Below are 24,477 nucleotides of genomic sequence, written 5' to 3'. Positions count from 1 at the left end.
ATACTCTGAAATGAATACGGATCTAGAAATCACCAGTTTGCGTGATTCTGCAGATATCGTCGTCGGTGTTCTAAAATCCTTAGCAAACACTGATCGGCTACTTATATTATGTCACTTAGCGCAAGATGAACTAAATGTTTCACAAATCGAGCAAATGACAGACATCTGCCAACCCACATTATCTCAACAACTGATGATGTTACGTAAAAGTGATGTGGTGAGCACACGACGTGATGGCAAGCAAATTTATTACTCAATTAAAGACGAAAATTTGGTTACCGTACTCAAAACATTGCAAGATTTATATTGCACCGCACCTGAAGTCTAAAAAAATTCTTGGCTGACAGTACCTAAAAACAATTCTTCATTGACAGCCAATAGCCAGATTTTTTAGTCCCCTTATTCAACAAATCGCCATCCTCAGCAAAAAACCATATTTCACTTCGCTCTCTTATTACTTTAATTTTATCTCCATGCCTTAAAAATAAAGCATCAGAAATTTTGGCAGGACTTCTTAGCATTTTTTATGCATAATATATATTAAATTGTGATTTAGAATTTTTTATGTCAGATTTAAAACAACGCATCTTGGGTTATTTTCCTGCGTGGCAATGGCTACAAGACTATCATTTAGGTAAATTTAAATCTGACGTATTGGCTGCATTAATTGTGATTGCCATGTTGGTGCCACAAGGGATGGCCTATGCCATGCTTGCAGGTTTACCACCCATCATGGGCTTATATGCCAGTATGTTACCCATGATTATTTATGCTATGACAGGTAGTAGCTCGACTTTATCAATTGGGCCCGTCGCCATTATTTCTATGATGACATTTGCTACCCTCAACCCTTTATTTGAAGCTGGCTCACCAGTTTACATAGATGCAGCTATGTTATTGGCGGTAATGGTCGGGGTGATTTCTTTTTTATTGGGTATTTTTAGGTTTGGGTTTTTAATCCAATTGATCAGCCATCCGGTTATCAAAAGTTTTATTATTGCTTCTGCACTTATTATTGCTTTAGGACAAATCAAATTTTTGCTCGATGTTCCTTTAAATGGCAATAACATTCCGCAATTTATTCAAAGTGCTTGGCAGTATTTATCCTTCACTCATGTGTTTTCCTTAGGCTTTGGCCTGATCGCAATTTTATTTTTAATTTATGCGCCCAAATTACTCAATAGCCAAGCTATACAAGGGCGAATCGGCTCAACCACTTTTTTAATAAAAGCACTTCCCTTAATTTTGGTGGTCATTTCCATTGCACTGACCATAGGCTTTGGCCTAAAAGCCTATGGGCTTAAAACAGTCGGTGAAATTCCTTCAGGATTTCCCCCTTTACACATGCCTTTCTGGACATGGGAATTGGTCATTAAATTGCTTCCTGGCGCAGCGATGATTGCCATGATCAGTTTTGTCGAATCATTGTCCATTGCACAAGCCACAGCACTACAGCAACGTAGCCATCTCAATAGTAACCAAGAACTAGTCGCTTTAGGGCTTGCAAATTTAAGTGCAGGTCTAAGCTCGGCATTCCCTGTAACAGGCAGTTTGTCTCGTACTGTTGTTAATGCCGATGCTGGTGCTAAAACGCCTATGGCTGGCGTTTTATCCTCAATCTTTATTATTATTGTGACGTTGTACTTTACGAGCTTTTTTAAAGATCTGCCTTTGGTTATTTTGGCTGCCACTATTATTGTATCTATTTGGAAATTGGTAGATTTCAAACCTTTTGTGGATACTTGGCACTATTCAAGAGCTGATGGCATTGCGATGTGGATTACGTTCTTAGGCGTGATTGTTATTGATATTTCAACGGGCTTAATGATCGGTATTATCTCTACCTTTATTCTTATGCTTTGGCGTATTAGTCGACCACACATGGCCGTGATTGGCTTGGTTGAAGGCACACAACATTTTAGAAATATACAACGCCATCATGTGGTTACAACTGCAGATATTTTATCTGTTCGTATTGATGAAAGCCTCACATTCTTAAATGCCAATGCATTAAAAGGCTTTTTGATTAATGAAATTAGCCATCAAACTGAACTACGCCATGTAATTTTGAATTGCTCTAGTGTCAGTAGTATCGACTACAGCGCATTAGAAATGCTTGAAGAAATTAATGCAGAGCTTAGCAAACTCAATATTCGGTTGCATTTTTCAGAGGTCAAAGGTCCCGTCATGGACAAACTACAGCAATCTAAATTGCTTAAGCATTTAAGTGGCCAAATTTATTTGACGCATTTTAAGGCTATACAAAGCCTTTCTCCTAAAATTCTTGAATATCAAATCTAAGTGATAAAAAGCCTCAGCTTATGAGGCTTTTTATCAATAAGTCATGTATTTTATTCAAAATCCAATGTATTTTTGTAAAAAATGCAACTGAAAAACAATAACTTAATTTTTATATTCATTTTTCTTACTAGCTAATAATTTTTTCAGTATAAAATAGGCGCCTAATTTTCATCAATTTTGTCATTGTAATTCTGACAAGGCTCTCCTATGTTCACTGCTTTTACGCGTTTGAGTTTAGTAACCCGAATTATTATCGCCATTATTTTGGGCGTATTGGTTGCTGTTTTTTTCCCAAATGCAGCTCCTTATCTAAGTATGCTAGGTGATTTATTCATCAAAGCATTAAAATCTGTTGCGCCAGTTCTTGTATTTGTCTTGGTATTGGCTTCCATTGCAAACTTTAAAGTTGGTAGTAGCAATGCTTACATTAAGCCAATTATGTTGATGTATGCCATTGGTATGTTCTTGGCTGCTCTAAGTGCAGTCATTGTCAGCATTTTCTCGCCAAGCACTTTATTCTTGAATGTTCCAGCACAAGCTGATTTGACACCACCAGGAAGCCTTGCAGAAATCATGAAAAATTTGTTATTGAGTTTCGTTGCAAACCCAGTAACTGCTATTTCTGATGCTAACTTTATTGGTATCTTGGCATGGGCTGTAGCACTAGGCATTGCATTTCGTCATGCTGCTGACACCACTAAAACCTTCCTTACAGATGCAGCCAATGCAGTTAACAGCGTGATTCGCTTGGTTATTAGCTTCGCTCCTGTGGGTATTTTTGGTTTGGTTGCGGTGACATTTGCAGATGCAGGTTTAAGCACCCTTGCAAGCTATGCACATTTATTAGCGGTATTGATTGGCACAATGTTCTTTGTTGCTTTGGTGATCAACCCAATTATGGTGGCATTTGTAACACGCTCAAATCCATATCCATTGGTGTTCCAATGCTTACGTGAAAGTGGTATTACTGCATTCTTTACGCGTAGCTCTGCTGCCAATATTCCTGTGAACTTGGACTTAGCAAAACGTTTAGGTGTACCTGAATCAACTGCAAGTGTTGCTATTCCACTCGGTGCAGCAATTAACATGGCCGGCGCTTCTGTAACAATTACAGTGCTTACACTCGCAGCAGTAAATACCTTAGGAATTAACGTTGATTTCACAACAATGTTAATTTTATCTGTGTTGGCAACTATTTCGGCATGTGGGGCATCAGGTGTTGCTGGCGGTTCATTATTATTAATTCCTGTTGCCTGTGGCTTATTTGGTATTTCATCAGATGTTGCTATGCAAGTGGTTGCAATTGGTATGGTGATTAGTGTTTTACAAGACTCTACCGAAACAGCCCTAAACTCTTCGACTGACGTATTATTTACTGCAGCTGTAGACCGTGGTTTAAAGTAATATACTCATTCGTATATAAAATGCGCTGTTTATTATGCCATTTCAAACTTTACCAGCATGGATACAACTTGGCGCATTCTTTCTTGCGATGAATGCAGGCATGATCAATGTCATTGGCTTGGTCACTGTTCTGCATCAGTCTGTATCTCACATGACCGGCAACGTCAGTATGCTTGCTCAAGCCATCATCACATGGCAACCCGAACATGTGTTGTATTTGGTTCTGGTCATTCTTTGCTATGTGATTGGCTCATTTTATAGTGGGCTCATTCTGGGAAATAGTCACTTTCGCTTAGGGCGCCTTTATGGCATTCCCTTAAGCTTGGTGGCTTTTTTTATTTTACTCTGTTGGCTATTGGTACCTTATTTCCCAAGATATGCACTTTTATGGGCTTGTGTGGCAATGGGCGTACAAAATGCCATGGTTAGCCACTATAAAGGCACAATTATTCGCACCACGCATTTATCTGGTGTATTAACCGACTTAGGTTTAGCACTAGGTTATCAGCTACGTGGCCTTCCAGTAGAAAAACGCAGAATATTACTGCATGTACTCATCTTAATGGGTTTCTTTTTAGGCGGGATAGTTGCTTCTTTACTTTATCCTTTATTAAAATTGAATACATTCTTAATACCCGCAGCCTTAAGTCTTTGTATGAGCGCTGTGTACTGGGTCATTTATTTGCGCTATCGGCACATTCAACATTAGTTTGGACTTTTTTTCATGGTTAAAAATGCATTACAAGCACAGCTGCTCAAAGCTGGCTTGGTCGACAATCAAAAGGCAAAAAAACTGTCAAAACAAGCAGCTCACGCAAAACGTACTGGCGACAGCAATGAAGCAGAAATAAAGGCAAAAATTGCGCAAGATCAGCAGCAAAAGCAAGCGCGTGACCAAGCTATTGAACAAGAGAAAAAAGCTGTTTTACAAGAAAAAGAGCTAAAAGCTACCATTGTACAAATGATTAATCAGCATAAAATTCGCCAAACCGATGGCGATTCTGTGTATCAATTTATTGATGAAAACAAAATTAAAAAGGTTTACATCAATCAACAAATTTATAATGCTTTGGTTGCTGGTAGTCTTGTTGTTGCAAAAGACAACGACAGCTATGCATTTTTACCTAAGCCATTGGCTGAACGTATTAACAGCAAAATGGAAGGCTTTATTATTGTCAATAATTCCGAGAAGAATGAACAAACCACTGAGGAAGAAGATCCTTACGCAGCGTACGTCATTCCAGATGATTTGATGTGGTAATTCTTGCTATAAGCAGTATTAAAGCCCCGTTGTTTTGCACATGGGGCTTTTTTAATAATATAAGCAGTAAATTAATCAGCCAGTAAGTCTGCCAATACTTGATCCATGAGCTCACCTTGTTGTGGTTGCGTTTTCCAAATGCATTGACTCGCCTGCATGGCCTGAACAAAACTTGAATCGTCATAAACAATCGTATTTAAAAATCGCATGCCTGGCATGTCTTGTAATAACTGGTTGGCTTGTTCGATTTCTTGCGCTTCAGTTTGCATGGGTATTTTGTTCAAAAGCACATATACACGTAATTGTGGATTGGATTGCTTCATGGCTATCGCCAGTTCCACCATCTCAGCAAGGAGCTTTAAATCTTGCGCTGTTACACCAGTTGGAATAATCATTTTATGCGCATGCTTTAATACTGAGCGTAGTGCTTTACTATCGTGTCCATCAATATCTACCACTATCTTATCGTATTGCTTTTGCAAATGCTGTATGCGCTTATCTAGTGTGATGGCATCATTTTCTGAGACATCGAGGTGCTCAAAAGCGAGATTTTTATCATGTTTTAGCGCCCATTCAAAATGGTCAGTGCTTAAATCTGCATCTAAAAGCATAGTTTTGTGATTTTGCTTTAAATATTCACACAAATGCATTGCAATGGTGGTTTTACCTGAGCCAGCTTTTAAACTGCTAATCACATAAATATTTGCCACTGTTTATCCCCCCCTTTAATTATTTTAACGCCAGAGCAAAAACAGCGCCTGCTCAATTATTTTTCTATATATATTTTCATGTGCCGATTCTCAAAAGTGAACCCTACTGACTCGTCATTCATCTCGTTTTATTTATTCATTACACTAAAATATATTCAAATTTAGTCAATTACTCTCACCAATCAAAACAGCTTTTAGATCGTAACTCTGCTATAAGTACAATTGCTATAAAGGTATGAATTTCAGTTAATATAGAGCGGTAACGCTACAAAGAAAGGTGATTGTCGTATGTTAAAGTGGTTTGAAAAATTGGTAGATCCCTACCCAACAAAAGGCTTAAATGAACCTTTGCCTACCACTTTCTTTGCCTTTGTTTGGAAAGCAGCAGATGGCGTAAAGCGCTATTTACTACTTTTGGTCTTATGTACAGCTGGTGCTGCCAGCTTTGAAGCACTACTCTATGCCAAAATTGGTGACTTGGTGAACTGGTTGAGCCAAAGCCAGCCTGAAACATTCATGGCGAATCATCAGCAAAATTTGATTATTTTAACCAGTATTTTACTGGCCAATGTTTTCTTCTCCAGCTTACAAACCATAGTTAAACATCAAATGCTCTATAGCAGCTTTCCGATGCGATTACGCTGGCGTTTTCATAACCTTTTACTACAACAAAGTCTCGATTTTTTTCACAATGATTTTGCCGGTCGTTTATCTGCCAAAGTCATGCAAACTGCATTAGCAGTACGCGAATTTTGGATTATTTTAGGCGACATGTTGGCCTATGTTTTAATTTATTTCGTCACCGTCAGCTTGGTATTTGCTGCCATTTCGCCAATGCTACTCATCCCACTGATGTTGTGGCTTGTTCTGTTTATTGCATCTGCAGCATACTTTATTCCAAGGCTCAGTAAAATTTCCAATCAACAAGCCGATGCACGTGCCGTAATGACAGGCCGAGTTACAGACGCCTACACCAACATTCAAACGGTGAAGCTGTTTGCACATGCTGGCCGTGAAAGCCAATATGCCAAAAGCTCAATGCAAGAGTTTATGGTGACGGTGTTTAAACAAATGCGTTTAGGTGCACGCTATTCTATTAGTATTAGCATTTTAAATATTGTGCTATACGGCGGTGTGATTGGAACAGCCGTATATTTATGGCTACATGGACAAGCTGAACTTGGTGTGATTGCAGCTGCAACAGCAATGATTTTAAAGCTGAGTAGTATTGCTGAATTTATTATGTGGCAAACTTCTGCACTGTTTGAAAATGTCGGAACAATTCAAGATGGTATGAAAACTTTAGGGCGCCGTATTAATATTCAAGACAAAGAAAATGCCCAAGAGCTACAAGTACCGCATGGTGAAATTAAATTTGAAAATTTAAGTTTTGCCTATAATGATAAAAAAGTAATTGATCAGTTCAATTTAACCATCCAACCTGGTGAAAAAATCGGTATTGTGGGGCGCTCAGGTGCAGGTAAATCCACACTTATTCAGTTACTTTTACACTTTTATCGTATCAACGAAGGTCGTATTTCGATTGATGGACAAAATATAGAAGATGTTACACAAGACAGCTTAAGAAAAAACATTGCTTTAGTCACGCAAGATACTTCGTTATTGCATAGAACCGTTGAAGAAAATATTAAATATGGTCGACCAGATGCTTCAGATGAAGAAATGTTTGATGCCGTACGTAAAGCCAAAGCAGAAGAGTTTATCCCTCAGTTGGTCGACTTACGTGGCCAAAAAGGCTATGACGCTTTTGTCGGTGAGCGTGGTGTAAAACTATCGGGTGGACAACGTCAACGTATTGCAATTGCACGTGTATTTTTAAAGGATGCACCTATTTTAATTTTAGATGAAGCCACCAGTGCTTTAGACTCTGAAGTTGAAGCAGCCATTCAGTCCAGTTTAGATGAATTGATGCAAGGTAAAACTGTGATTGCGATTGCACATCGTTTATCTACGATTGCACAAATGGACCGCTTGATCGTACTTGATCAGGGTCGCATTGCAGAACAAGGCACACATGATGAATTAGTTGCTTTAAATGGAATTTATGCACATTTATGGCAACGTCAAACAGGTGGTTTTTTACTCGAGCAGTCTTAATTTTTAACTATTCTGTATCGGAACATAAGGAAATTTAACCGCATGCTATATTTGGAAGATATTAAAATTGGCGATCGCTTTATCAGTCGTGACTATGAAATGACCCTTGCGGAAATTAAACAATTTGCACAGGCCTATGATCCACAACCCTTTCATACCGACGAAGCACTGGCAGCCGAACACCCAATTTTCCAAGGTATTGCAGCCAGTGGTTGGCATACAGCAGCCGTCACTATGCGCTTATGGACAGAGTGCTTTCCGATCGCCAATGGCCTGATTGGCTCTGAAACCAGTGTGCGCTGGCCACGGCCGACCCGACCAGGTGATAAAATACATGTGGAAGTTGAAATTGTTGCGATCACGCCATCGCGTAGTAAGCCTGATCGTGCCATTGTGACTTACATTACACAAGCACTGAATCAAACGCAGGATGTAGTTTATATTTCCACCACAAAAATTGTGGTATTTAAAAAAGAAACATCTTAAATTCAGTACTGCTATTTTTAGTTTCGAAGCTTTACTTGAGCTCAACAGTCTGGATGCATATTGTCCAACAATTTTAATGGGCTTATCTTGGATTTCATGCCAATATAAGTCCGAATATAAAAATATAAAATGATTGCAATGGATCGCGCATGAAAACAAACGCCACACGTCAAGATCAAGGTATACCAGGTGTTTATGGCTTACTTCTTTTAGATGTAGTCTCTCGTTGGGGTTACAATGATCAAACTCTATTTTCGCCATTTGATCTCAATAGCGAACAACTTGCAGATCCTGATTATCGCATCCCCACACCTGTCGCGAATCAATTGATTCAACATGCTTTAAGATTAACGGGTGAACCAACTTTAGGGTATCACCTTGGCAACCAAATGCGGATTTCTATTCATGGTTTTATTGGTTATGCCATTATGACTGCTGAGAATATTACCGATGCATTAATCTTAGCCAATCGATTCATACAACTGCGTTTACCTTTTTTACAATTATTTTTTTCGACTTTTGGCAACAAGGCAACCATACAATTACAAACTGATATTGAACTTGAGCCAATTCGTTCAGAAATTTCGATCGCCTTAATGTTCGGTCTCGTCAGTATGGGTAAGGCAATTACCGGCGTAGATGATGCTTCAGGGGAAATTGATTTCGATTTTCCACAGCCAGAAGGCTTTGAGCGATTTATGGCCAAGTATCCAAATCATACTTTCCGTTTTGATCAGCCTCACCTACTCTTGAGTTTTAACAAAAACTATTTAAGCAATAAACTGGTCAATGCCGATCCGATCGCCAGCCAAATTGCAATTAATCAATGTGAAGCTGAACTTTCTGCTTTAGGTGAACGCCATCGAATTGCAATGCGTGTACGGGATATTCTAACGAACTCAGAGCAACATTATTTAAGCATTGAAGCCGTCGCTGAACGCTTATTTATGTCAGATCGAACGCTGAAACGTCAATTGGCAGCAGAAGGCACTTCTTTTTCTACCTTGGTCGATGAAGTTAGATACCGTCATGCCACCTCCTTATTATCCCGCACTGACTTTACCTTAGAGCAAATTGCCGATGAACTTGGCTATAGCGACGTTGCAAATTTTAGTCGTGCTTTTAAACGTTGGAGCGGTCGTAGCCCAAGTAACTGGCGTAAAGACCCTTATTTATAATTCTGACTGATTATTGCTTTTTTTTTTAACTAAAAGCATGTATAAACATGCAAAAATGACTTTCACAGCTTTAAGGAGTTATCCATGAATCATCCTTCAGAACTAAAATATGCACGTACACATGAATGGGTGCGTATTGAAGGTGATCTTGTTGTAACGGGTATTTCAGACCACGCTCAAGACGCGTTAGGTGATTTAGTTTATGTTGAAGCACCTGAAGTAGGTCAAAAAATTACTGCTGGCGAACAAGCAGGTGTAGTTGAATCAGTAAAAACTGCATCTGATATTCATGCACCTATTACGGGTACTGTTGTAGAAGTTAATTCAGATTTAGAAGATGACCCTGATTTTGTAAATGATTCGCCTTATGACAAAGGCTGGATTTATAAAATTAAACCAGACAATATTGCAGATGTTGAAGGCTTACTCAGCAGTGCAGATTACGAAGCTGGCCTTTAATTTAGTATTCTAAGTTTGAAACCAAATAAAATCAGCCAGATGGCTGATTTTATTTTTCAGTGATAATAATTGGTTCGACTCAGCCTAACCTATCTCGTTTTGTTATGTTTAAAACCAATAGAATTCAGGTTTTTCTCAATATGAATTGTACGAATAACCCGAATTAAAAATAATAAAGGCATGATTTTTATCATACCTTTATTCAATAGCGATACGTTTAAATACGAGCAAATTTGCTTAGGATGCCTTCTCACCTTCAGCGGGCTCTTCTTCCTTGCTTTCACTCATCATACTAAAACTAGAGGTTGACTCGAGTGCAGGGTTTGCACGGCTACTTTTCAATTTAATTTGTAAACGTAACTCATTGGTTGAATCGGCATTACGAAGCGCTTCATCATACGAAATTGCGCCTTCATTATATAAATCAAATAATGCCTGATCAAAAGTCTGCATACCAAGCTCACGTGATCTTGCCATAATTCCTTTTAATTCATGGAATTCACCTTTTAAAATCAAGTCTGAAATTAACGGTGTATTCAACATAATTTCAACAGCAGCACGGCGCCCTTTACCATCTTCTGTACGAATTAAACGTTGCGAAATAATCGCCTTCATATTAGACGACAAGTCCATAAGCAACTGATTTCTACGCTCTTCTGGGAAGAAGTTAATAATTCGGTCCAAGGTTTGGTTGGCATTATTAGCATGTAAAGTCCCCAAACATAAGTGCCCTGTTTCAGCAAAAGCAATCGCATGTTCCATGGTTTCAGTATCACGGATCTCACCGATTAAAATAACATCAGGAGCTTGGCGCAAGGTATTTTTTAACGCGTTGTGCCAAGAATGACAATCCACGCCAACTTCACGGTGAGTAATCATCGATTTTTTATGCTTATGTACATATTCGACTGGGTCTTCAACCGTAATAATATGACCAGCTGAATTTTCATTGCGATGGTCAATCATGGCAGCCAAGGAAGTTGACTTACCAGAGCCTGTACCACCAACAACCAATACCAAACCACGTTTTTCCATAATCACATGCTTAAGTGATTCGGGCAATTTTAACTGGGTAAATGTTGGAATTTCATTGGTAATGGTACGAATGACCATACCTACATTTAATTGTTGCTGAAATACATTCACACGAAAACGTGAAATTTCTGGCACACTAATCGCAAAGTTACATTCTAGTTCCGCATCAAACTCTTTACGTTGCTTTTCATTCATTAAGCTATATGCAAATAATTTGGTTTTATCTGGTGTTAATGCTTGTTGACCAAAAGGCTTCATTAGACCTTGGTGCTTAATACTCGGTGGAAAATCTGCCGTAATGAATAAGTCAGAACCGCCGTACTCAACAACTTTGGTTAACATGTGGAACATTAAGCGACGTGCTTCTTCAAGCAACTCAGCTGAGTACATAGTGGTTTTCCCCAAACACAAAAAGCAGCAGACCAAAAAAGTAAGGCCTACTCATGATTATTTTTTAAAATTCAATTGTGCATGTTTTTTATTATGCGCTCAATTATAAACATCTAATTTTAAAACATTTTCTAATAAAAAATGTCTATATCATCATATTTATAGGTAAAATATTGACTTATGACCTTTTGTCGCTGGACTAAAATGCAAATGTAAACACAAAAGTGGCCAAGTCAAATACTCAGCCACTTCCAAAAGTTGATCATAATCTTCACGCGCTACGCTTTAAACTTTGAGTACGTAATTGTTCGGCAACTTCAAGTAAAAGATCCTCGGTTTTGCTCCATCCTAAGCAACCATCAGTTACAGATTGTCCATAACACATCTGGTCAGAAATTTTTTGTGCGCCATCCACCAAAAAGCTTTCTAACATAACACCACGGACATTACTTAACTGACGTTCTAATACAATTGTGCGTAGCACTTCAGGCTGTAACATTGGATCTTTACGGCTATTTCCATGGCTACAATCAATCACTAAAGCAGGCATTTCATGTTTAATTTTGGCTTGGATTTTTTCTATTTCAGCTAAGGCATAGTTTGGGCCAGTATTTGAACCGCGTAAAATTATATGTGCTTTTGGATTACCTTTAGACATTAAAATACTTGGTAACCCAGATTGACTCATGCCCATGAATTGATGCGGTTGCGATGCAGATTGAATCGCATCTAAAGCAATTTGAATTGAGCCATCTGTACCATTTTTGAAGCCAATGCTATAAGGCATGTGACTCGAGATTTCACGATGAATTTGTGATTCGCTGGTGCGTGCACCAATTGCACCCCATGCCAATAAGTCATCGAAATAGGCTGTGGCCATTGGGCTTAAAATTTCTGATGCAATAGGTAAACCCATTTCGATAATTTGCAAATAAAGCTCACGTGACTTTTGTAAACCTGATTGCATATCAGATGAATTGTCTAAATTTGGATCGTATAGGAAACCTTTCCAACCCACTGTGGTACGTGGTTTCTCAATGTATGCACGCATCACAAGGAATATTTGGTCTTGAACTTGTACCTGAATTTTTTTGAGTTTTTCTGCATATTCAAGTGCAGCAACTGGGTCATGAATTGAGCATGGTCCAGTAATGACCATTAAACGGCGATCTTTGCCTTCGAGTATATTTTGTATAGTTTGACGCTGAGTCGCAATTTGCATTGCCAATGTATTTGAAAGTGGTAATTGCGCTTTCAATTGGTGCGGTAAGCTTAAAATAGTTTCTGTTGTAACAGTTTTTTCTAATGTGATATTTAAGGCATTCATTGGTCATTCCTTTGGACTGTGCGCATGACAGTCCGATCTTTTATTTGAGCGTTATGGGTCTAAGGGATTGCTGGCTGAGTGTCATAAATTGACTAAAGTAAAACCAATATGCGCTGCTAAAATATGAATAGTTAAAAGTCATCATGTCTAATCTTCCAAAAGTGTTATAAAAATCGAGATATAAAAAAACCTGATCAGGGTTGCCGATCAGGTATAAACTTGGTGGGCAACCATTTTCCGTGCCCGAACGCGTTCAGGCAATTATCTAAATTGCCAAAAATAATAGTAAGCGTTTGAGATTAATGGTTGCTTTAACATCTTGATTTCATCAAAAGGTATCTGTCTGAAAATTAAAATACGCTGTATTCAATACTTTGACAATAGCATTTCAATAAATTATTGCTAAATATTTACACTATTTTTTGCTCAAAAGCACATTTTAGCTATATTTATAGTTCATCTACTGTTTTTAATATATAAATCATTTTCTCGACGGGTCTAAATTATGCTGAACGACAAACAGACTGATGTTTCTGTAGTATAAAAAGCATCAATCCTTCAAAAACTCAGAATTGATGCTTTCTCATCGTGTTTAAACTCTATTGCTTAATTTAACCGAATAAAGCCTGTAACCGTGTTTTGGCTTTAGTAGCATAATATTTTGCTTCTGCTTTCCAGTCATTAGGTAAAGATGCTTTTGCCAAACGTACCCAAACACTGCCAAACTGCTTCATAAAGCTGGCTTCATTGTAGTTAATACCATATTCAGCACACAACGCTTTAATTTTTGGCGCAACTTCGGCATAACGGTTGGCTGGCATGTCTGGGAATAAATGATGCTCAACCTGATGGCTTAAGTTACCACTTAAAATATGCAACCACTGTGTGCCTGTGAAATTACTCGAACCACGGATTTGTCGTAAATACCATTCTGCGCGGGTTTCGTTCTCGGTATTGTCCATTTCAAAAGTTTCAGTATCTTCTGTGAAATGTCCGTTAAAAATTACTGCAGATGCCCATAAACTACGAATCACGTTTGCAACTGCATTACCTGCAAATACTGGGATTGCATTAGGCCCAGCAATTAATGGAAAAAATACATAGTCTTTTAGAATTTGGCGTTTCATTTTTTTACGGACATCGGCCGCTTCTTCCCACACTTGTGCCCAAGTTTTGGTTTTATACGCTATTACATCTTCTAAGTGTAAGCGTTGAATTCCAACATACCATTCAAAAAACACCATCAGTTGAATCGCAAGTGGAATATTAAACAAGAAGCGTGGCTCCCATTTTTGCGAATCACTCACTCGAATCAGTCCATAGCCAACGTCATGATCCATACCGACAATATTGGTATAGGTATGATGGACGTAATTGTGGGTATATTTCCAATCTTGACCTGTGGCCATTGTATCCCAATCATAATTGGCACCATTCAAACTAGGATCGTTCAGCCAATCAAATTGACCATGCATCACATTGTGGCCAAGCTCCATGTTTTCAACGATTTTAGAGATACCTAATAACCCTGTAGCCAAGAGCCATACTGGTGGCACCCAACCTGCAAACATGAGCATGCCACGCGATGCGATTTCGCTATAACGTACAAAGTTACGAATTTTATAGATATATTGCGCATCTTTTTCATTGAGGCTGTCCATCACTTCACGACGGATGGCTTCAATTTTTGCGCCCAGCTCTTCTACTTGTTCAGAACTTAAGTAGTGAGACTTGCTTTTTTCATTAAAAAATAAGGGTTTATTCATTTTTATTACTCCCCTAAATGCTTTATAGATTAATTACAACTGGACTGATGGCCTGAGAAATACACAATTTAATTTGTGTATTATTGCCTTGGTCAATTTCACCAGTGAGCACATTGCGTACGGCACCTTGCACTTTGGTACATGAGCAAGTGTTACAGATGCCAATTCGACAGCCATGCGCTGGTTTTAATCCGGCCTTTTCAGCACTTTCAAGCAAGCTAGCATCTGCCATAAAGGTCTGCTGTGCACGTGCAAAAGTCACTTGTTGCGCCTCTAATGTAGGATCAATCGTTAACTGAAAATATTCAGTTTTCAGTTGGTTTTGTCGCTCAGTAGATTCATACAATGCATGTAAGTCTTGCATCATGCCCGCTGTACCACAGGCATAGCACATGCGACTTTCAAAATCTGGGACCAAATGCTTCAGTAATTTTTCACTGAAGTGCAACTTGGTTTTGCTGGTATCGATAAGATGATATGTAAAATTTTGGAACTGTTGATGCAAACTTTCAATTTCATGATGATAAGCACTATCACGGCTAAAATAGATCATTTCAATTGATTGATTTTGCTTTAGCGCATGCTTCAGGAGTGAATAAATTGCAGTAATTCCACTGCCTGATGCGATCAGCAAAACTGGCTCTGTAGATGGTGTGTTTAACGTAAATTCGCCTTGTACTTGCGAAATTTCAATCACCGAATGGATCGGCATTGATGCCAAAGCATTTGAAACTACGCCTTGTTGTTTTACTGCAATATGAATGCCATATTCATCAATATTGATAATGCTATAGCTACGTTGCTGGCGCACACCTTTCACCACAACGGTGACTAAAAGCGATTGACCAGCCTGAAACTTACTTGCATCAAAATTATGATTTGGACGCAATATAAACTCATGAAAATCTTGGCTTAAAGCACGCTTTGAAACCAGCTCGGCTTTGACCTTTTTCCATGCCCATGTTGGATGAAATTTTTCTGCAACAAAGTCAACAAAATCTTCGCGAACCCATTCAGGCGTATAGACTGCTGTGTTCATATTGCTCCCTGTAAAATTATTAATATACATTTGTTCTTTTATTGCTGGATACAATATAGTCGTTCGAAAAAATGGACTATGTCATTTCAGGTCAAAACAGGTGTTTTTCACACTTTTTATCATTTTTGTCTAACAATTAATGCAAAAAACCAAGCCGAAGCTTGGTTTTTAAATTTGACTAAATCACTAAGATTTAAGCTTATTCTGCAAAATTAACCACTGAACGAATAGATTTCCCCTCATGCATTAAGTCAAAGGCTTCATTGATTTTATCTAGGCCCATCGTATGGGTTACAAACGGCTCAAGTTGAATATCACCATTCATTGCTTCTTCGACCATACCTGGTAATTGTGAACGACCTTTTACGCCACCAAAAGCAGTCCCTTTCCATGAACGGCCAGTGACCAATTGGAATGGACGCGTAGAAATTTCTTGGCCAGCACCTGCCACACCAATAATAATTGATTGGCCCCAACCACGGTGTGCACATTCCAATGCTGAACGCATCACATTAGTATTACCAATACATTCAAAGGAGTGATCTACACCCCAACCTGTCATTTCTACAATCACTTCTTGTACAGGACGATCGTGCTCTTTTGGATTAACAAAATCGGTCGCACCAAAATCTTCAGCCAATTTGAATTTTTCTGGGTTGGTATCTACCGCAATAATACGGCCAGCTTTGGCTTTTTTTGCACCTTGTACAACAGCCAAACCAATACCACCTAAACCAAATACTGCAACTGTGTCGCCTTCTTGCACTTTAGCGGTATTTTTTACAGCACCTAGACCTGTTGTTACACCGCAGCCCAATAAGCAGACATGTTCATGGTTCGCTTCTGGGTTGATTTTTGCCAAAGACACTTCCGCAACAACGGTATATTCAGAGAAAGTCGAACATCCCATATAGTGGTAAATAGGTTGACCTTGGTAAGAAAAACGAGTCGTACCATCTGGCATTAAACCCTTACCTTGAGTTGCACGTACAGAAACGCATAAGTTGGTTTTACCAGACTTACAGAACAAACACTCACCGCACTCTGCTGTATAAAGTGGAATAACATGATCACCAGGTTTAACACTGGTAACACCTTCGCCAACTTCAACTACAACACCTGCGCCTTCATGACCTAACACAGCAGGAAAAACGCCTTCAGGATCATCACCAGATAAAGTAAATGCATCTGTATGACAAACCCCTGTATGACTGATTTTAACCAATACTTCACCCGCCTGAGGTGGTGCGACATCAATTTCTACAATTTTTAAGGGTTGACCTGGCCCAAATGCAACAGCAGCACGTGATTTCATAAGGATAACTTCCTGTAGAGGCTAAATTAACAGATGAGCTACAGTAACCGCTTTTTATTCGCAGAAGCAACCTTTAACATGGTGATATTCTGATCATAAAATTTATAGCGAAATAAATCATTTATGTATAAAGACATCACGCTAAAAACAGTTGCACTGCCCATCATGCTATTACCATTAGTGGGATGTAGTTTAGCTATGAATCAAGCACCAAAAGATAAGCCAATTTCTGTTTCATCGGCACATTGGTTAAATGATGAAAATAGCGCAGCAGCACTAGCCCAAGGTCAAACTGCATTTTTAGCTTTAGATGATGCTTTTATGAGTATTGCCTCTCGTATACATCTTATTCGGAATGCTAAGCACAATATCGACTTGCAATACTATATTTGGAAAGATGATTTTATTGGCCACATGATGTTGCAAGAATTATTAAAAGCTGCAGATCGTGGGGTAAAAGTTCGTTTATTAATTGATGATCAAAATGGAACTCAATTAGATGACACGCTAAAGGCACTGGCATCACATCCTAATTTTTCTATTAAGATTTTTAATCCTTATAAATACCGAAATTTTCGTGTCATTGATTACGCATTTCGCTTAAAGCAGATTAACCACCGCATGCACAATAAATTGATTATTGCGGATGGTGCAATTGCTGTAACGGGTGGCCGAAATATTAGCCGAGAATACTTTGATGCAAGTGAAAGCTTTCAATTTACCGATTTAGATATTTTGTTTTATGGCATAGCCGTGCAAGAAGCCAACGCGGTTTTTCTACAATTTTGGAATGATGATCTGAGCTATAGCGTAACTCAACTTTTAGGATCCAGCTCTACGGCTGAATTAGCTCAGTTACGGCAACATTATGAACTGGATGCTGTGCGTAAAAATAATGTAGAGAATCGCATTGAATATGCACAAAAAGTTCTGTCAGCAGAGTTAAAACAAAAACAAATTCGCTGGGCAAATGCGCACTTTATCGCAGACCATCCTAATAAAATTCGTGGAACAGCGCATGATCAACAGCTCATTTACAAACAAATGCAGCATTTAATGGGCAACCCAAAACACAATATGGAATTGGTATCGGCCTATTTTGTGCCTACTGAAAAAGCTACAGCTTACTTAGGTGCTTTAGCACAAAATAAGGTAAAAGTTCGTGTACTCACCAATTCCTTAGCTGCCAATGATGTCGCGGTCGTACACTCTTTTTACCAAAAATACCGTAAGGATTTACTCAAAAATGGCGTAAAACTTTATGAGTTTAAACCGTATATTGAACGTAATAAGCGCACATGGTATGAAATTGTCACGGGAAATATTATTCCCGCTAAAGGTAAAAATGCATCGAGTCTACATGCAAAATTCTTTGATATAGATGGAATGGTCTTTATTGGCTCATTTAATTTCGACCCACGATCAGCAAACTTGAATACTGAAGTTGGCTTAGTCGTTGAGTCTGAGCAATTACAAAATGAAATTTCTGCATCATTAGATCAATACCTTCCACATATTGCCTATGAAGTTAAACTGGATCAAAACAATGATTTAATTTGGTTAGATCGACAGGCAAATGGGACAATCAAAGAATTAAAACAAGAACCCGAAACAACTAAATTCCAAAGATTGAGTATGAAGTTCGTGTCTTATTTGCCACTTGAATGGATGATGTAATTGCAAATGAATGACATAATTAACTTTTCAGTGGCAAAATCATGAAGAGTTACCGCTGAACTCTAAATAAAGCCAAACCCTTTAAATTTTTAATAAACTTAATTTTGTTGAATCCCGCTTGTGTCAAACCCTCTTCATGCTCATCAATTGACATATAAAGTTCATTATTTTGCATCGCATCTGATGCATAAATATGGTCACAGACAAAATAAACGCTGTGCGGATGCATCAGCATTTGAACGGCTTGATGAAATTGAGCTGCGTGGCATTTATGGCGCAATTCATGCAAGGCTTGATGAATGATAATGACATCAAAAACGCCGATACACGGTTCAGCAGGCGCAGCTTTTGCATTGAGTTCGATGGACTGCTGCTGTCTTAAATTCTGCAGCAATAAATCCGGCCAATGACGGTCTTTAAAATTACCCGTTACAAATTGGATTCTGTTCAGTTCTGATGCTGATAGTCTATTTTTAGCCAAGGTATGCATGGCGTCTGAGAAATCAAAAGCGGTGTATTGGATATTCGGGCAATGTTTTAACACATGGGACGCCAAATAACCCGGACCTGAACCCAGCTCCAAAATGCGGGCATTTGGCGCATGCTGGGATATTTCAGCTGCGTAATCATCAAATATTTCATACCGCCACGGCCGTTTCACATTGACTTCATTGGCCCACTGCACTGCGTCCGCTTCATTTCTAAGGTCGATCGGACATAAAACGTCTTGCTGCATTTTTAGCTCCTCCGAATCATTTTCTTATTTGGACTGATATTTAAATGTTTATTCTTTATACAAAATAAAGATCAGTTTATGCAATTGTTTTACAGCCATATTTCATTGCTTTAAAATTGTATTTTTTCTGTGCCCCGCTATTATTGCGATTCTCCCTCCTATGCAATTTTTTGATTTAAGCCGTCAGTTTAATTTAAGTGATATTTTAACGCCAAATAAGACTTTAAACGACTTAGAAGCGCAAGAATGGATGCTCTCTAAAGTCCGTGTTGAACATGATTGCCTCTCTGAAAATGAACTGATTGAAGGACAAGCTGTTTTAAAGTCGAGCCAAAATATTCAAATTGAATTGGAATGGCTGATTCAAGATACAGGTTATGAGTTGCAAGTATTATTCAAAGGCATTGAAACTCCAGCTTCAAGTGAAACATTGGTGCTGGTTAAAGGCGCGCAGTTAATTGATGCAAATGAACAGCAACTGTCTGCGCAAGCGCTGAGTCTTTGGATTGACGGCACCTTGCTGCCGATGATGCCCAATATCCGTAAAGAAATTAAAGCCCGTTTAAATCTGTGGGATTATGTTGAATATGACGGCTGATCATGCATTTTTTGCACTGTCATTTCATTTTGTTCTGTCGAATCTAAAATTTATATCTTAAAGATTTTTTAGATTGCATCACTTTAACCCGCATGCAATATTTTTTGTGAATTCAAACATGCGGCCAAAACATCGTAGACTTTTTTGTCTATACACTGCGCAACATTAAAACGCATAAACTGGTGTGCATTTTTCGCTTGGCTAAATGAATTGCCCGGAGCAAGAATAATACCGTTGGCCAGACAGCTTTTAGACAGTTCAGCTGCATCTATATGCGCAGGCAACTGACACCAAAGGAACATTCCTGCTTTGGGCATTGCGACAGGATGTATATCCAATGCTGCTAATTGCTTGACCGTTGCCATCATGTGTTTTTGCAGCTGCTTTTTAATCCATTCAATATGCCGGATATAACTGCTGTCCGTCAGTGTCTGATAAATAATTTCAGCATTCAAATGACTGGTATTGAAATGCGTCGCAATGTTGAGGTCGATGAGCTGATCAATCATGGCCTCTTGCGCAATAATATAACCGCAGCGCACGGCTGCAGAGAGGGTTTTGGTAAAACTGCCAATCTGTATCACCTGTTTTAAACCCAACAAGGTCAAATAGCGCGGTGCATGAAAATATTCCAATTCAGCAAAAATATCATCTTCAACAATCATTAAGCCATTTTGTTCTGCCAATTTTGCAATCTCGAAGGCAGTTTGCATTGAAAGCGTTGCACCTGTTGGGTTATGAATACCCGAATTGGTTAAATACAGTTTAGGCTGAAATTGCAATGCGTGTTTGAATGCTTCAATCTCTGGGCCATACTTGCCAAAAGGCACAGCAATACAATTGAGCCTGTGCGCTTTTGCTAAAGCTCTAAAATTAAAATAACACGGGTCATCAATAATGATGTAATCACCCGCTTGTAATAAGTTTCTGAAAATTAAATCAATAGAATGCGTTGCAGAATCACTAATCAAAATCTGTTGCAGATTTAAATGCACATCATAAGCCTCACGCTTACGCGCAATATAGCGCCGTAAATCGGCATGGCCGTGTGGCGTAGAATAATCTAATAAAAAATGGCTTTCAGATTTCGCGACCAGTTTAAGTGCTTTACGAAGTGTTTGCTCAGGCAGCCATTCTTTAGGAAGCCAACCACAGCCGGGTTTAAGCATATTGTCATGTGCATCTAAAGACTGCCGTGAAATCCAGAGCGGGTCTACTTCTCGGCTATACTCAATTGTAAGTTCTGCCAATAACGAGTTTGTGTTCGAGTTTTTGCGCACATAGTAGCCCGCACCTACGCGTGATTCCAACACTCCTGTACTCACAAGCCTCGCATAAGCCTCCACAATAGTTGAAACCGAGCAACCTAGCTGTTTCGAATATTGACGGACTGAAGGCACACGGCTGCCTTCAAGCAATTTTTTTTGCTCAATTAGCAGCTTGATCTGCCCCATTGCCCATTCAATTTTTGTCATGCTGCATGCCCAATATTCAATTTTTTCAATACTCACCAATGCGCTAAAATTATAAAAATATGCGCTTCAATGCAAATTGTATGGGTATTTTTAGCATAACAGTTATTTAAAATTGTACTGGACTGTATGTGTTTTATCGTCATGCCATGATTTACATTTTACTCACTTACTTAACTAAAAGATGAAAAGAGCGAAAATGAACTTCAGGATTCAAAACATTCAAACAGGCTGGCTACATGGCTTCATTGGTGTCGCTATTTTTGCAGGCTCAATGCCGGCAACACGTGTTGCTGTACAAGGTTTCAGCCCTGAATTTCTGACCGGTGCACGTGCTTGCATCGCTGCACTTCTGGCATTTATTTTATTGTATGTGCTTAAACAGCCCAAACCATCTACCCAGCAAATTAAATCTTTGTGCATTGTATCGATTGGTGTCGTCATTGGTTTTCCGCTATTTACTGCGCTTGCTTTGCAAACTCAAACAGCAGCCAATTCACTCATTTTTGTGGCTTTACTGCCCTTAGCAACTGCATTTTTTGCTGTACTTCGTGCAAAAGAAATACCGCAGTTGACCTTTTGGCTCTATGCAGGCGCTGGTAGCGCTTTGGTGATTTTCTTTATGCTACAACAGTCTGGCATGCATGGTCTGACACTCAGCGATCTCTATATGATTATTGCCGTACTGCTTTGCGGTTTGGGTTATGCAGAAGGTGGTGTGCTGTCTCGGACTTTAGGCGGATGGCAAGTGATTTGCTGGGCGCTCATTATCGCCTTACCCCTTATGCTTCCAATGTTTTTTGTGTATTGGCCTCATAATTTTCAACAGATACCAGCATCTGCCTATATAGGCTTGGCCTATGTTTCTATTTTTAGCATGCTGATTGGATTTTTCTTTTGGTACAAGGGTTTAGCGTTAGGTGGTATTGCCAAAATTGGCCAAATTCAGCTGATTCAACCTTTTATCGGCCTGATGCTTTGCGCCGTACTATTAAATGAGCAAATTAGCCTGCTCATGATTACGGTATCTCTAGCTGTGGTCAGCTGTGTGGTAATGGCCAAAAAGTACGCATAAAAAATCACACGCTATGTTTTACTCAAAAACAACGGGATGACTGACCAATACATTTCTATTGTTCAGTCAAAATTTTTCTTAAAAATTTGATACAGTTAAGCGCATAGGCAAATAGCGTTTGCAACTCCAAACAAAAGAAAAAAAATCTAAATAATAAAAAGGAAATAGAATGAATCCACAAACTTGGCAAAAAATAAGAACGGTTTTTTCAAATGCTCAACGTGCAGCCATGCATTGTTCAATTGCAAGTGTTGATGTAGCTATGCAACCGAATATTACCCCTATCGGTACGCTTTTTTTGCATGAAACAGAATTTTCAGGCTTTTTCTTCGATAGCTATGCTGAAAGCTTAGGTCAAAACTTAGCAGTGAATCCCAAAGTCTGCATCCAAGCAATTAATAGCAGCAAATTATTTTGGTTAAGTTCTTTGCTGAAGGGGCAATTTTTAGATTATCCAGGTGTACGTTTATACGTGACTATTGGTGAAAAAAGGCCTGCAACGACTGAAGAATTACATTTGGTACAGCAGCGTATCCGCATGCTGAAGTGGACGAAAGGCAGTAAATTAATTTGGAATGACTTTAACCAAGTACGTGATTTTCAAGTCCATGCCCATAAATGGGTTGAATATCCCCAAATGATGCCCTGAACATCATTCCATTTAGATCTGTACGCACCCAAAACTTACTAATAGTTTGTTTATTTCCAATAGTTACTTTAGTTGATAAAAGATTATATAAAACCAATCTCTTTAAAAAGCTGGTTATATGCTTTTGCCTTCTTTTCTAGCGCTAGTGGATATGCTCTGGAGGAAGATGGCATTCTATATAATCTAATAGGCCGATCTGCAAAAAAAGTATCAATCGCTTGGCCAATTTGCGGTTTTTTAGTCCCTGCAGGCATAGAGAGCATTAATGTATCTGTTGCTTTATCACCCGTAGTCATAATGCTTTGGCAATGAGGCATCTGTTCCAACATATTTTTAATATCAGATGTTTGATAGATTTGCAGAAATTTATCAGATGCATTGCCTTTTAATCGGATCACTTGATATGCCGTATCAAAAATACCAATCCCTGTTTCAGTTAAAAAATCTCGGATTTTTTGTTCTTGAAATGTTTTATTTTCAACATTCAAAAAATAGTTTTTGTCCTGAAAAAAACATAAGCCAAATATCTTCCACATATCGTTTTGGAAGTTTGGGTAATAAAAGTCCATTTTCCAGCGGTTTTTTGGTGGCGGAAAACTACCAAGCATCAACAATTTTGCATTTTTTGGCAAAAAAGGTTCAAGCGGATGCGTTTCTATACAAGGTTCAGAATCAGACATAGGTGAGATAAATACATAAATAAGAAGTTTATATTAAAGCGCTTGACGAATTTTTTCTGCAACTTGGGAACCCCAAATCTGGTAGACCTCTTTGCTGGGGTGAAAGCCATCTTCAGCCATATTCAAATTGAGCATTTTATATTGCGCCAAATCATATTCAATTAACTGCATATTCGAGTGCAGTTTAACGAAAGCTCTTAACTTTTGATTCATTTGAGCTGCATATTGACCAAACAACCAGCCTAATGGATTGGGAAGTGCCGGAAACTCATTCATCGGTGGTACGCCTGTTGCGACCACTAATTTGGGGCTAAATTTTGATTCAATTAATGTATAAAGTTGTTTTTGTTTGGCAATCCAATTTTTTGCACCCATGAATTGAGTAACATCATTTACGCCAACAGATGTAATTACGACATCGTAAGGAGCACTTGGCAAAGTATTTATATTTTGCATAATTTTAGTGCTGCTATCGCCAGATTTAGCCTGTAAACACCAATGCACAGTAAAATGTTTATCCAATTTTTGTAAAATGGCACCCAATAAGGCATCCTGCTGTGTTTCTACGCCTACACCTGCAGCCGCAGAATCACCAACAATTAATAGTGACAATATAGGGCCTGAACCTTGCTGCCCTTGGCGATCGCCTGTTGCTTCGGGTAAGCGGGGTGTATTTTTTTTAACACTTAGCCCTTGTACTACAATTGCTGGGAGCAAAGCTAAAGTCGCTACGCGTAGAAACATAATAAAGGCCTATATCAAAGTGATGGGGGTAAGTTTTGTGATCTATTATGACATAAG

23 protein-coding genes are annotated in these 24,477 nt (G+C 38.7%); 13 read left to right on the top strand and 10 right to left on the bottom strand.

Annotated elements, in window-relative coordinates; translation table 11 throughout:
* Window positions 1–10 precede the first annotated feature (10 nt).
* The 5 genes from C9E88_RS07895 to C9E88_RS07875 all read left to right on the top strand — a co-directional run bounded on the left by C9E88_RS07895 (window position 11) and on the right by C9E88_RS07875 (window position 4,966).
* Complete coding sequence (locus C9E88_RS07895; RefSeq protein ID WP_106985190.1) at window positions 11–328, top strand: ArsR/SmtB family transcription factor; 318 nt, start codon at window positions 11–13, stop codon at window positions 326–328.
* A gap of 236 nt (window positions 329–564) precedes the next feature.
* A complete protein-coding gene (locus tag C9E88_RS07890; RefSeq protein WP_106985191.1) occupies window positions 565–2,301 on the top strand; it encodes a SulP family inorganic anion transporter in 1,737 nt (578 codons plus the stop codon).
* 207 nt (window positions 2,302–2,508) lie between these two features.
* On the top strand, window positions 2,509–3,705 hold the full coding sequence (sstT, locus tag C9E88_RS07885; protein ID WP_106985192.1) for a serine/threonine transporter SstT: 1,197 nt from the start codon (window positions 2,509–2,511) through the stop codon (window positions 3,703–3,705).
* 34 nt (window positions 3,706–3,739) lie between these two features.
* Window positions 3,740–4,414, top strand: coding sequence for a YoaK family protein (locus C9E88_RS07880; protein ID WP_106985193.1), 675 nt, complete (start codon window positions 3,740–3,742; stop codon window positions 4,412–4,414).
* Between the two features lie 15 nt (window positions 4,415–4,429).
* A complete protein-coding gene (locus tag C9E88_RS07875; protein ID WP_106985194.1) occupies window positions 4,430–4,966 on the top strand; it encodes a DUF2058 domain-containing protein in 537 nt (178 codons plus the stop codon).
* Between the two features lie 71 nt (window positions 4,967–5,037).
* Here the strand turns inward: C9E88_RS07875 and C9E88_RS07870 are convergent, their stop codons facing one another.
* Entirely contained in the window at window positions 5,038–5,676 is a 639-nt protein-coding gene (locus C9E88_RS07870; RefSeq protein WP_106985195.1) for a nucleotide-binding protein, read from the bottom strand.
* Between the two features lie 288 nt (window positions 5,677–5,964).
* Here C9E88_RS07870 and C9E88_RS07865 point away from each other — a divergent pair, with 288 nt between their 5' ends.
* The 4 genes from C9E88_RS07865 to gcvH all read left to right on the top strand — a co-directional run bounded on the left by C9E88_RS07865 (window position 5,965) and on the right by gcvH (window position 9,917).
* Window positions 5,965–7,794 (top strand): ABC transporter ATP-binding protein, encoded by a 1,830-nt coding sequence (locus C9E88_RS07865; RefSeq protein WP_106985196.1) that lies wholly within the window; start codon window positions 5,965–5,967, stop codon window positions 7,792–7,794.
* Window positions 7,795–7,836: 42 nt separating this feature from the next.
* Window positions 7,837–8,280 (top strand): MaoC family dehydratase, encoded by a 444-nt coding sequence (locus C9E88_RS07860; protein ID WP_106985197.1) that lies wholly within the window; start codon window positions 7,837–7,839, stop codon window positions 8,278–8,280.
* Between the two features lie 149 nt (window positions 8,281–8,429).
* Complete coding sequence (locus tag C9E88_RS07855; RefSeq protein WP_106985198.1) at window positions 8,430–9,458, top strand: AraC family transcriptional regulator; 1,029 nt, start codon at window positions 8,430–8,432, stop codon at window positions 9,456–9,458.
* A gap of 84 nt (window positions 9,459–9,542) precedes the next feature.
* A complete protein-coding gene (gene gcvH / locus C9E88_RS07850) occupies window positions 9,543–9,917 on the top strand; it encodes a glycine cleavage system protein GcvH (protein WP_106985199.1) in 375 nt (124 codons plus the stop codon).
* Window positions 9,918–10,154: 237 nt separating this feature from the next.
* Here gcvH and C9E88_RS07845 read toward each other — a convergent pair whose 3' ends face one another.
* From C9E88_RS07845 to C9E88_RS07825, 5 genes are all read right to left on the bottom strand, one after another.
* Entirely contained in the window at window positions 10,155–11,342 is a 1,188-nt protein-coding gene (locus C9E88_RS07845; RefSeq protein ID WP_106985200.1) for a PilT/PilU family type 4a pilus ATPase, read from the bottom strand.
* Between the two features lie 271 nt (window positions 11,343–11,613).
* Window positions 11,614–12,669, bottom strand: a complete 1,056-nt coding sequence (locus C9E88_RS07840) for a 3-deoxy-7-phosphoheptulonate synthase (RefSeq protein WP_106985201.1) — start codon at window positions 12,667–12,669, stop codon at window positions 11,614–11,616.
* A gap of 611 nt (window positions 12,670–13,280) precedes the next feature.
* Window positions 13,281–14,435 (bottom strand): fatty acid desaturase family protein, encoded by a 1,155-nt coding sequence (locus C9E88_RS07835; RefSeq protein WP_106985202.1) that lies wholly within the window; start codon window positions 14,433–14,435, stop codon window positions 13,281–13,283.
* A gap of 22 nt (window positions 14,436–14,457) precedes the next feature.
* Window positions 14,458–15,474 (bottom strand): flavin reductase family protein, encoded by a 1,017-nt coding sequence (locus C9E88_RS07830; protein WP_106985203.1) that lies wholly within the window; start codon window positions 15,472–15,474, stop codon window positions 14,458–14,460.
* 199 nt (window positions 15,475–15,673) lie between these two features.
* Window positions 15,674–16,789, bottom strand: a complete 1,116-nt coding sequence (locus C9E88_RS07825; protein ID WP_106985204.1) for an S-(hydroxymethyl)glutathione dehydrogenase/class III alcohol dehydrogenase — start codon at window positions 16,787–16,789, stop codon at window positions 15,674–15,676.
* 165 nt (window positions 16,790–16,954) lie between these two features.
* Between C9E88_RS07825 and C9E88_RS07820 the strand changes: the two genes are divergently transcribed.
* Window positions 16,955–18,466, top strand: coding sequence for a phospholipase D family protein (locus C9E88_RS07820; RefSeq protein ID WP_106985261.1), 1,512 nt, complete (start codon window positions 16,955–16,957; stop codon window positions 18,464–18,466).
* A gap of 49 nt (window positions 18,467–18,515) precedes the next feature.
* Here the strand turns inward: C9E88_RS07820 and C9E88_RS07815 are convergent, their stop codons facing one another.
* Window positions 18,516–19,202: a class I SAM-dependent methyltransferase gene (locus C9E88_RS07815; protein WP_106985205.1), complete on the bottom strand. Its 687-nt coding sequence runs from the start codon at window positions 19,200–19,202 to the stop codon at window positions 18,516–18,518.
* A 160-nt stretch (window positions 19,203–19,362) separates the two neighbouring features.
* Here C9E88_RS07815 and C9E88_RS07810 point away from each other — a divergent pair, with 160 nt between their 5' ends.
* Window positions 19,363–19,800: a hypothetical protein gene (locus tag C9E88_RS07810; protein ID WP_106985206.1), complete on the top strand. Its 438-nt coding sequence runs from the start codon at window positions 19,363–19,365 to the stop codon at window positions 19,798–19,800.
* 83 nt (window positions 19,801–19,883) lie between these two features.
* Here the strand turns inward: C9E88_RS07810 and C9E88_RS07805 are convergent, their stop codons facing one another.
* Entirely contained in the window at window positions 19,884–21,275 is a 1,392-nt protein-coding gene (locus tag C9E88_RS07805) for an aminotransferase-like domain-containing protein (protein ID WP_106985262.1), read from the bottom strand.
* A gap of 208 nt (window positions 21,276–21,483) precedes the next feature.
* Between C9E88_RS07805 and C9E88_RS07800 the strand changes: the two genes are divergently transcribed.
* On the top strand, window positions 21,484–22,347 hold the full coding sequence (locus C9E88_RS07800; protein WP_372659130.1) for a DMT family transporter: 864 nt from the start codon (window positions 21,484–21,486) through the stop codon (window positions 22,345–22,347).
* 169 nt (window positions 22,348–22,516) lie between these two features.
* Entirely contained in the window at window positions 22,517–22,996 is a 480-nt protein-coding gene (locus C9E88_RS07795; protein WP_106985208.1) for a pyridoxamine 5'-phosphate oxidase family protein, read from the top strand.
* Between the two features lie 83 nt (window positions 22,997–23,079).
* Here the strand turns inward: C9E88_RS07795 and C9E88_RS07790 are convergent, their stop codons facing one another.
* Both C9E88_RS07790 and C9E88_RS07785 read right to left on the bottom strand, forming a co-directional pair.
* Entirely contained in the window at window positions 23,080–23,676 is a 597-nt protein-coding gene (locus tag C9E88_RS07790; RefSeq protein ID WP_106985209.1) for a uracil-DNA glycosylase family protein, read from the bottom strand.
* Between the two features lie 33 nt (window positions 23,677–23,709).
* Window positions 23,710–24,420, bottom strand: a complete 711-nt coding sequence (locus tag C9E88_RS07785) for an SGNH/GDSL hydrolase family protein (protein WP_106985210.1) — start codon at window positions 24,418–24,420, stop codon at window positions 23,710–23,712.
* Window positions 24,421–24,477: the final 57 nt, after the last annotated feature.

It is taken from the genome of Acinetobacter cumulans (genome assembly GCF_003024525.3).
Classification (GTDB): Bacteria; Pseudomonadota; Gammaproteobacteria; order Pseudomonadales; family Moraxellaceae; genus Acinetobacter; species Acinetobacter cumulans.
The sequence above is the reverse complement of the archived record's forward strand: the minus strand, read 5'-3'. Positions and strand labels throughout refer to the sequence as shown.

Excerpts from the sequence above, each read along its gene's own strand:
- C9E88_RS07895 (WP_106985190.1), top strand. The coding sequence starts at position 11 with ATGAATACGGATCTAGAAATCACCAGTTTGCGTGATTCTGCAGATATC.
- C9E88_RS07890 (WP_106985191.1), top strand. The coding sequence starts at position 565 with ATGTCAGATTTAAAACAACGCATCTTGGGTTATTTTCCTGCGTGGCAA.
- sstT (WP_106985192.1), top strand. The coding sequence starts at position 2,509 with ATGTTCACTGCTTTTACGCGTTTGAGTTTAGTAACCCGAATTATTATC.
- C9E88_RS07880 (WP_106985193.1), top strand. The coding sequence starts at position 3,740 with ATGCCATTTCAAACTTTACCAGCATGGATACAACTTGGCGCATTCTTT.
- C9E88_RS07875 (WP_106985194.1), top strand. The coding sequence starts at position 4,430 with ATGGTTAAAAATGCATTACAAGCACAGCTGCTCAAAGCTGGCTTGGTC.
- C9E88_RS07865 (WP_106985196.1), top strand. The coding sequence starts at position 5,965 with ATGTTAAAGTGGTTTGAAAAATTGGTAGATCCCTACCCAACAAAAGGC.
- C9E88_RS07860 (WP_106985197.1), top strand. The coding sequence starts at position 7,837 with ATGCTATATTTGGAAGATATTAAAATTGGCGATCGCTTTATCAGTCGT.
- C9E88_RS07855 (WP_106985198.1), top strand. The coding sequence starts at position 8,430 with ATGAAAACAAACGCCACACGTCAAGATCAAGGTATACCAGGTGTTTAT.
- gcvH (WP_106985199.1), top strand. The coding sequence starts at position 9,543 with ATGAATCATCCTTCAGAACTAAAATATGCACGTACACATGAATGGGTG.
- C9E88_RS07845 (WP_106985200.1), bottom strand. The coding sequence starts at position 11,342 with ATGTACTCAGCTGAGTTGCTTGAAGAAGCACGTCGCTTAATGTTCCAC.
- C9E88_RS07840 (WP_106985201.1), bottom strand. The coding sequence starts at position 12,669 with ATGAATGCCTTAAATATCACATTAGAAAAAACTGTTACAACAGAAACT.
- C9E88_RS07835 (WP_106985202.1), bottom strand. The coding sequence starts at position 14,435 with ATGAATAAACCCTTATTTTTTAATGAAAAAAGCAAGTCTCACTACTTA.
- C9E88_RS07830 (WP_106985203.1), bottom strand. The coding sequence starts at position 15,474 with ATGAACACAGCAGTCTATACGCCTGAATGGGTTCGCGAAGATTTTGTT.
- C9E88_RS07825 (WP_106985204.1), bottom strand. The coding sequence starts at position 16,789 with ATGAAATCACGTGCTGCTGTTGCATTTGGGCCAGGTCAACCCTTAAAA.
- C9E88_RS07820 (WP_106985261.1), top strand. The coding sequence starts at position 16,955 with ATGCTATTACCATTAGTGGGATGTAGTTTAGCTATGAATCAAGCACCA.
- C9E88_RS07815 (WP_106985205.1), bottom strand. The coding sequence starts at position 19,202 with ATGCAGCAAGACGTTTTATGTCCGATCGACCTTAGAAATGAAGCGGAC.
- C9E88_RS07810 (WP_106985206.1), top strand. The coding sequence starts at position 19,363 with ATGCAATTTTTTGATTTAAGCCGTCAGTTTAATTTAAGTGATATTTTA.
- C9E88_RS07805 (WP_106985262.1), bottom strand. The coding sequence starts at position 21,275 with ATGACAAAAATTGAATGGGCAATGGGGCAGATCAAGCTGCTAATTGAG.
- C9E88_RS07795 (WP_106985208.1), top strand. The coding sequence starts at position 22,517 with ATGAATCCACAAACTTGGCAAAAAATAAGAACGGTTTTTTCAAATGCT.
- C9E88_RS07790 (WP_106985209.1), bottom strand. The coding sequence starts at position 23,676 with ATGTCTGATTCTGAACCTTGTATAGAAACGCATCCGCTTGAACCTTTT.
- C9E88_RS07785 (WP_106985210.1), bottom strand. The coding sequence starts at position 24,420 with ATGTTTCTACGCGTAGCGACTTTAGCTTTGCTCCCAGCAATTGTAGTA.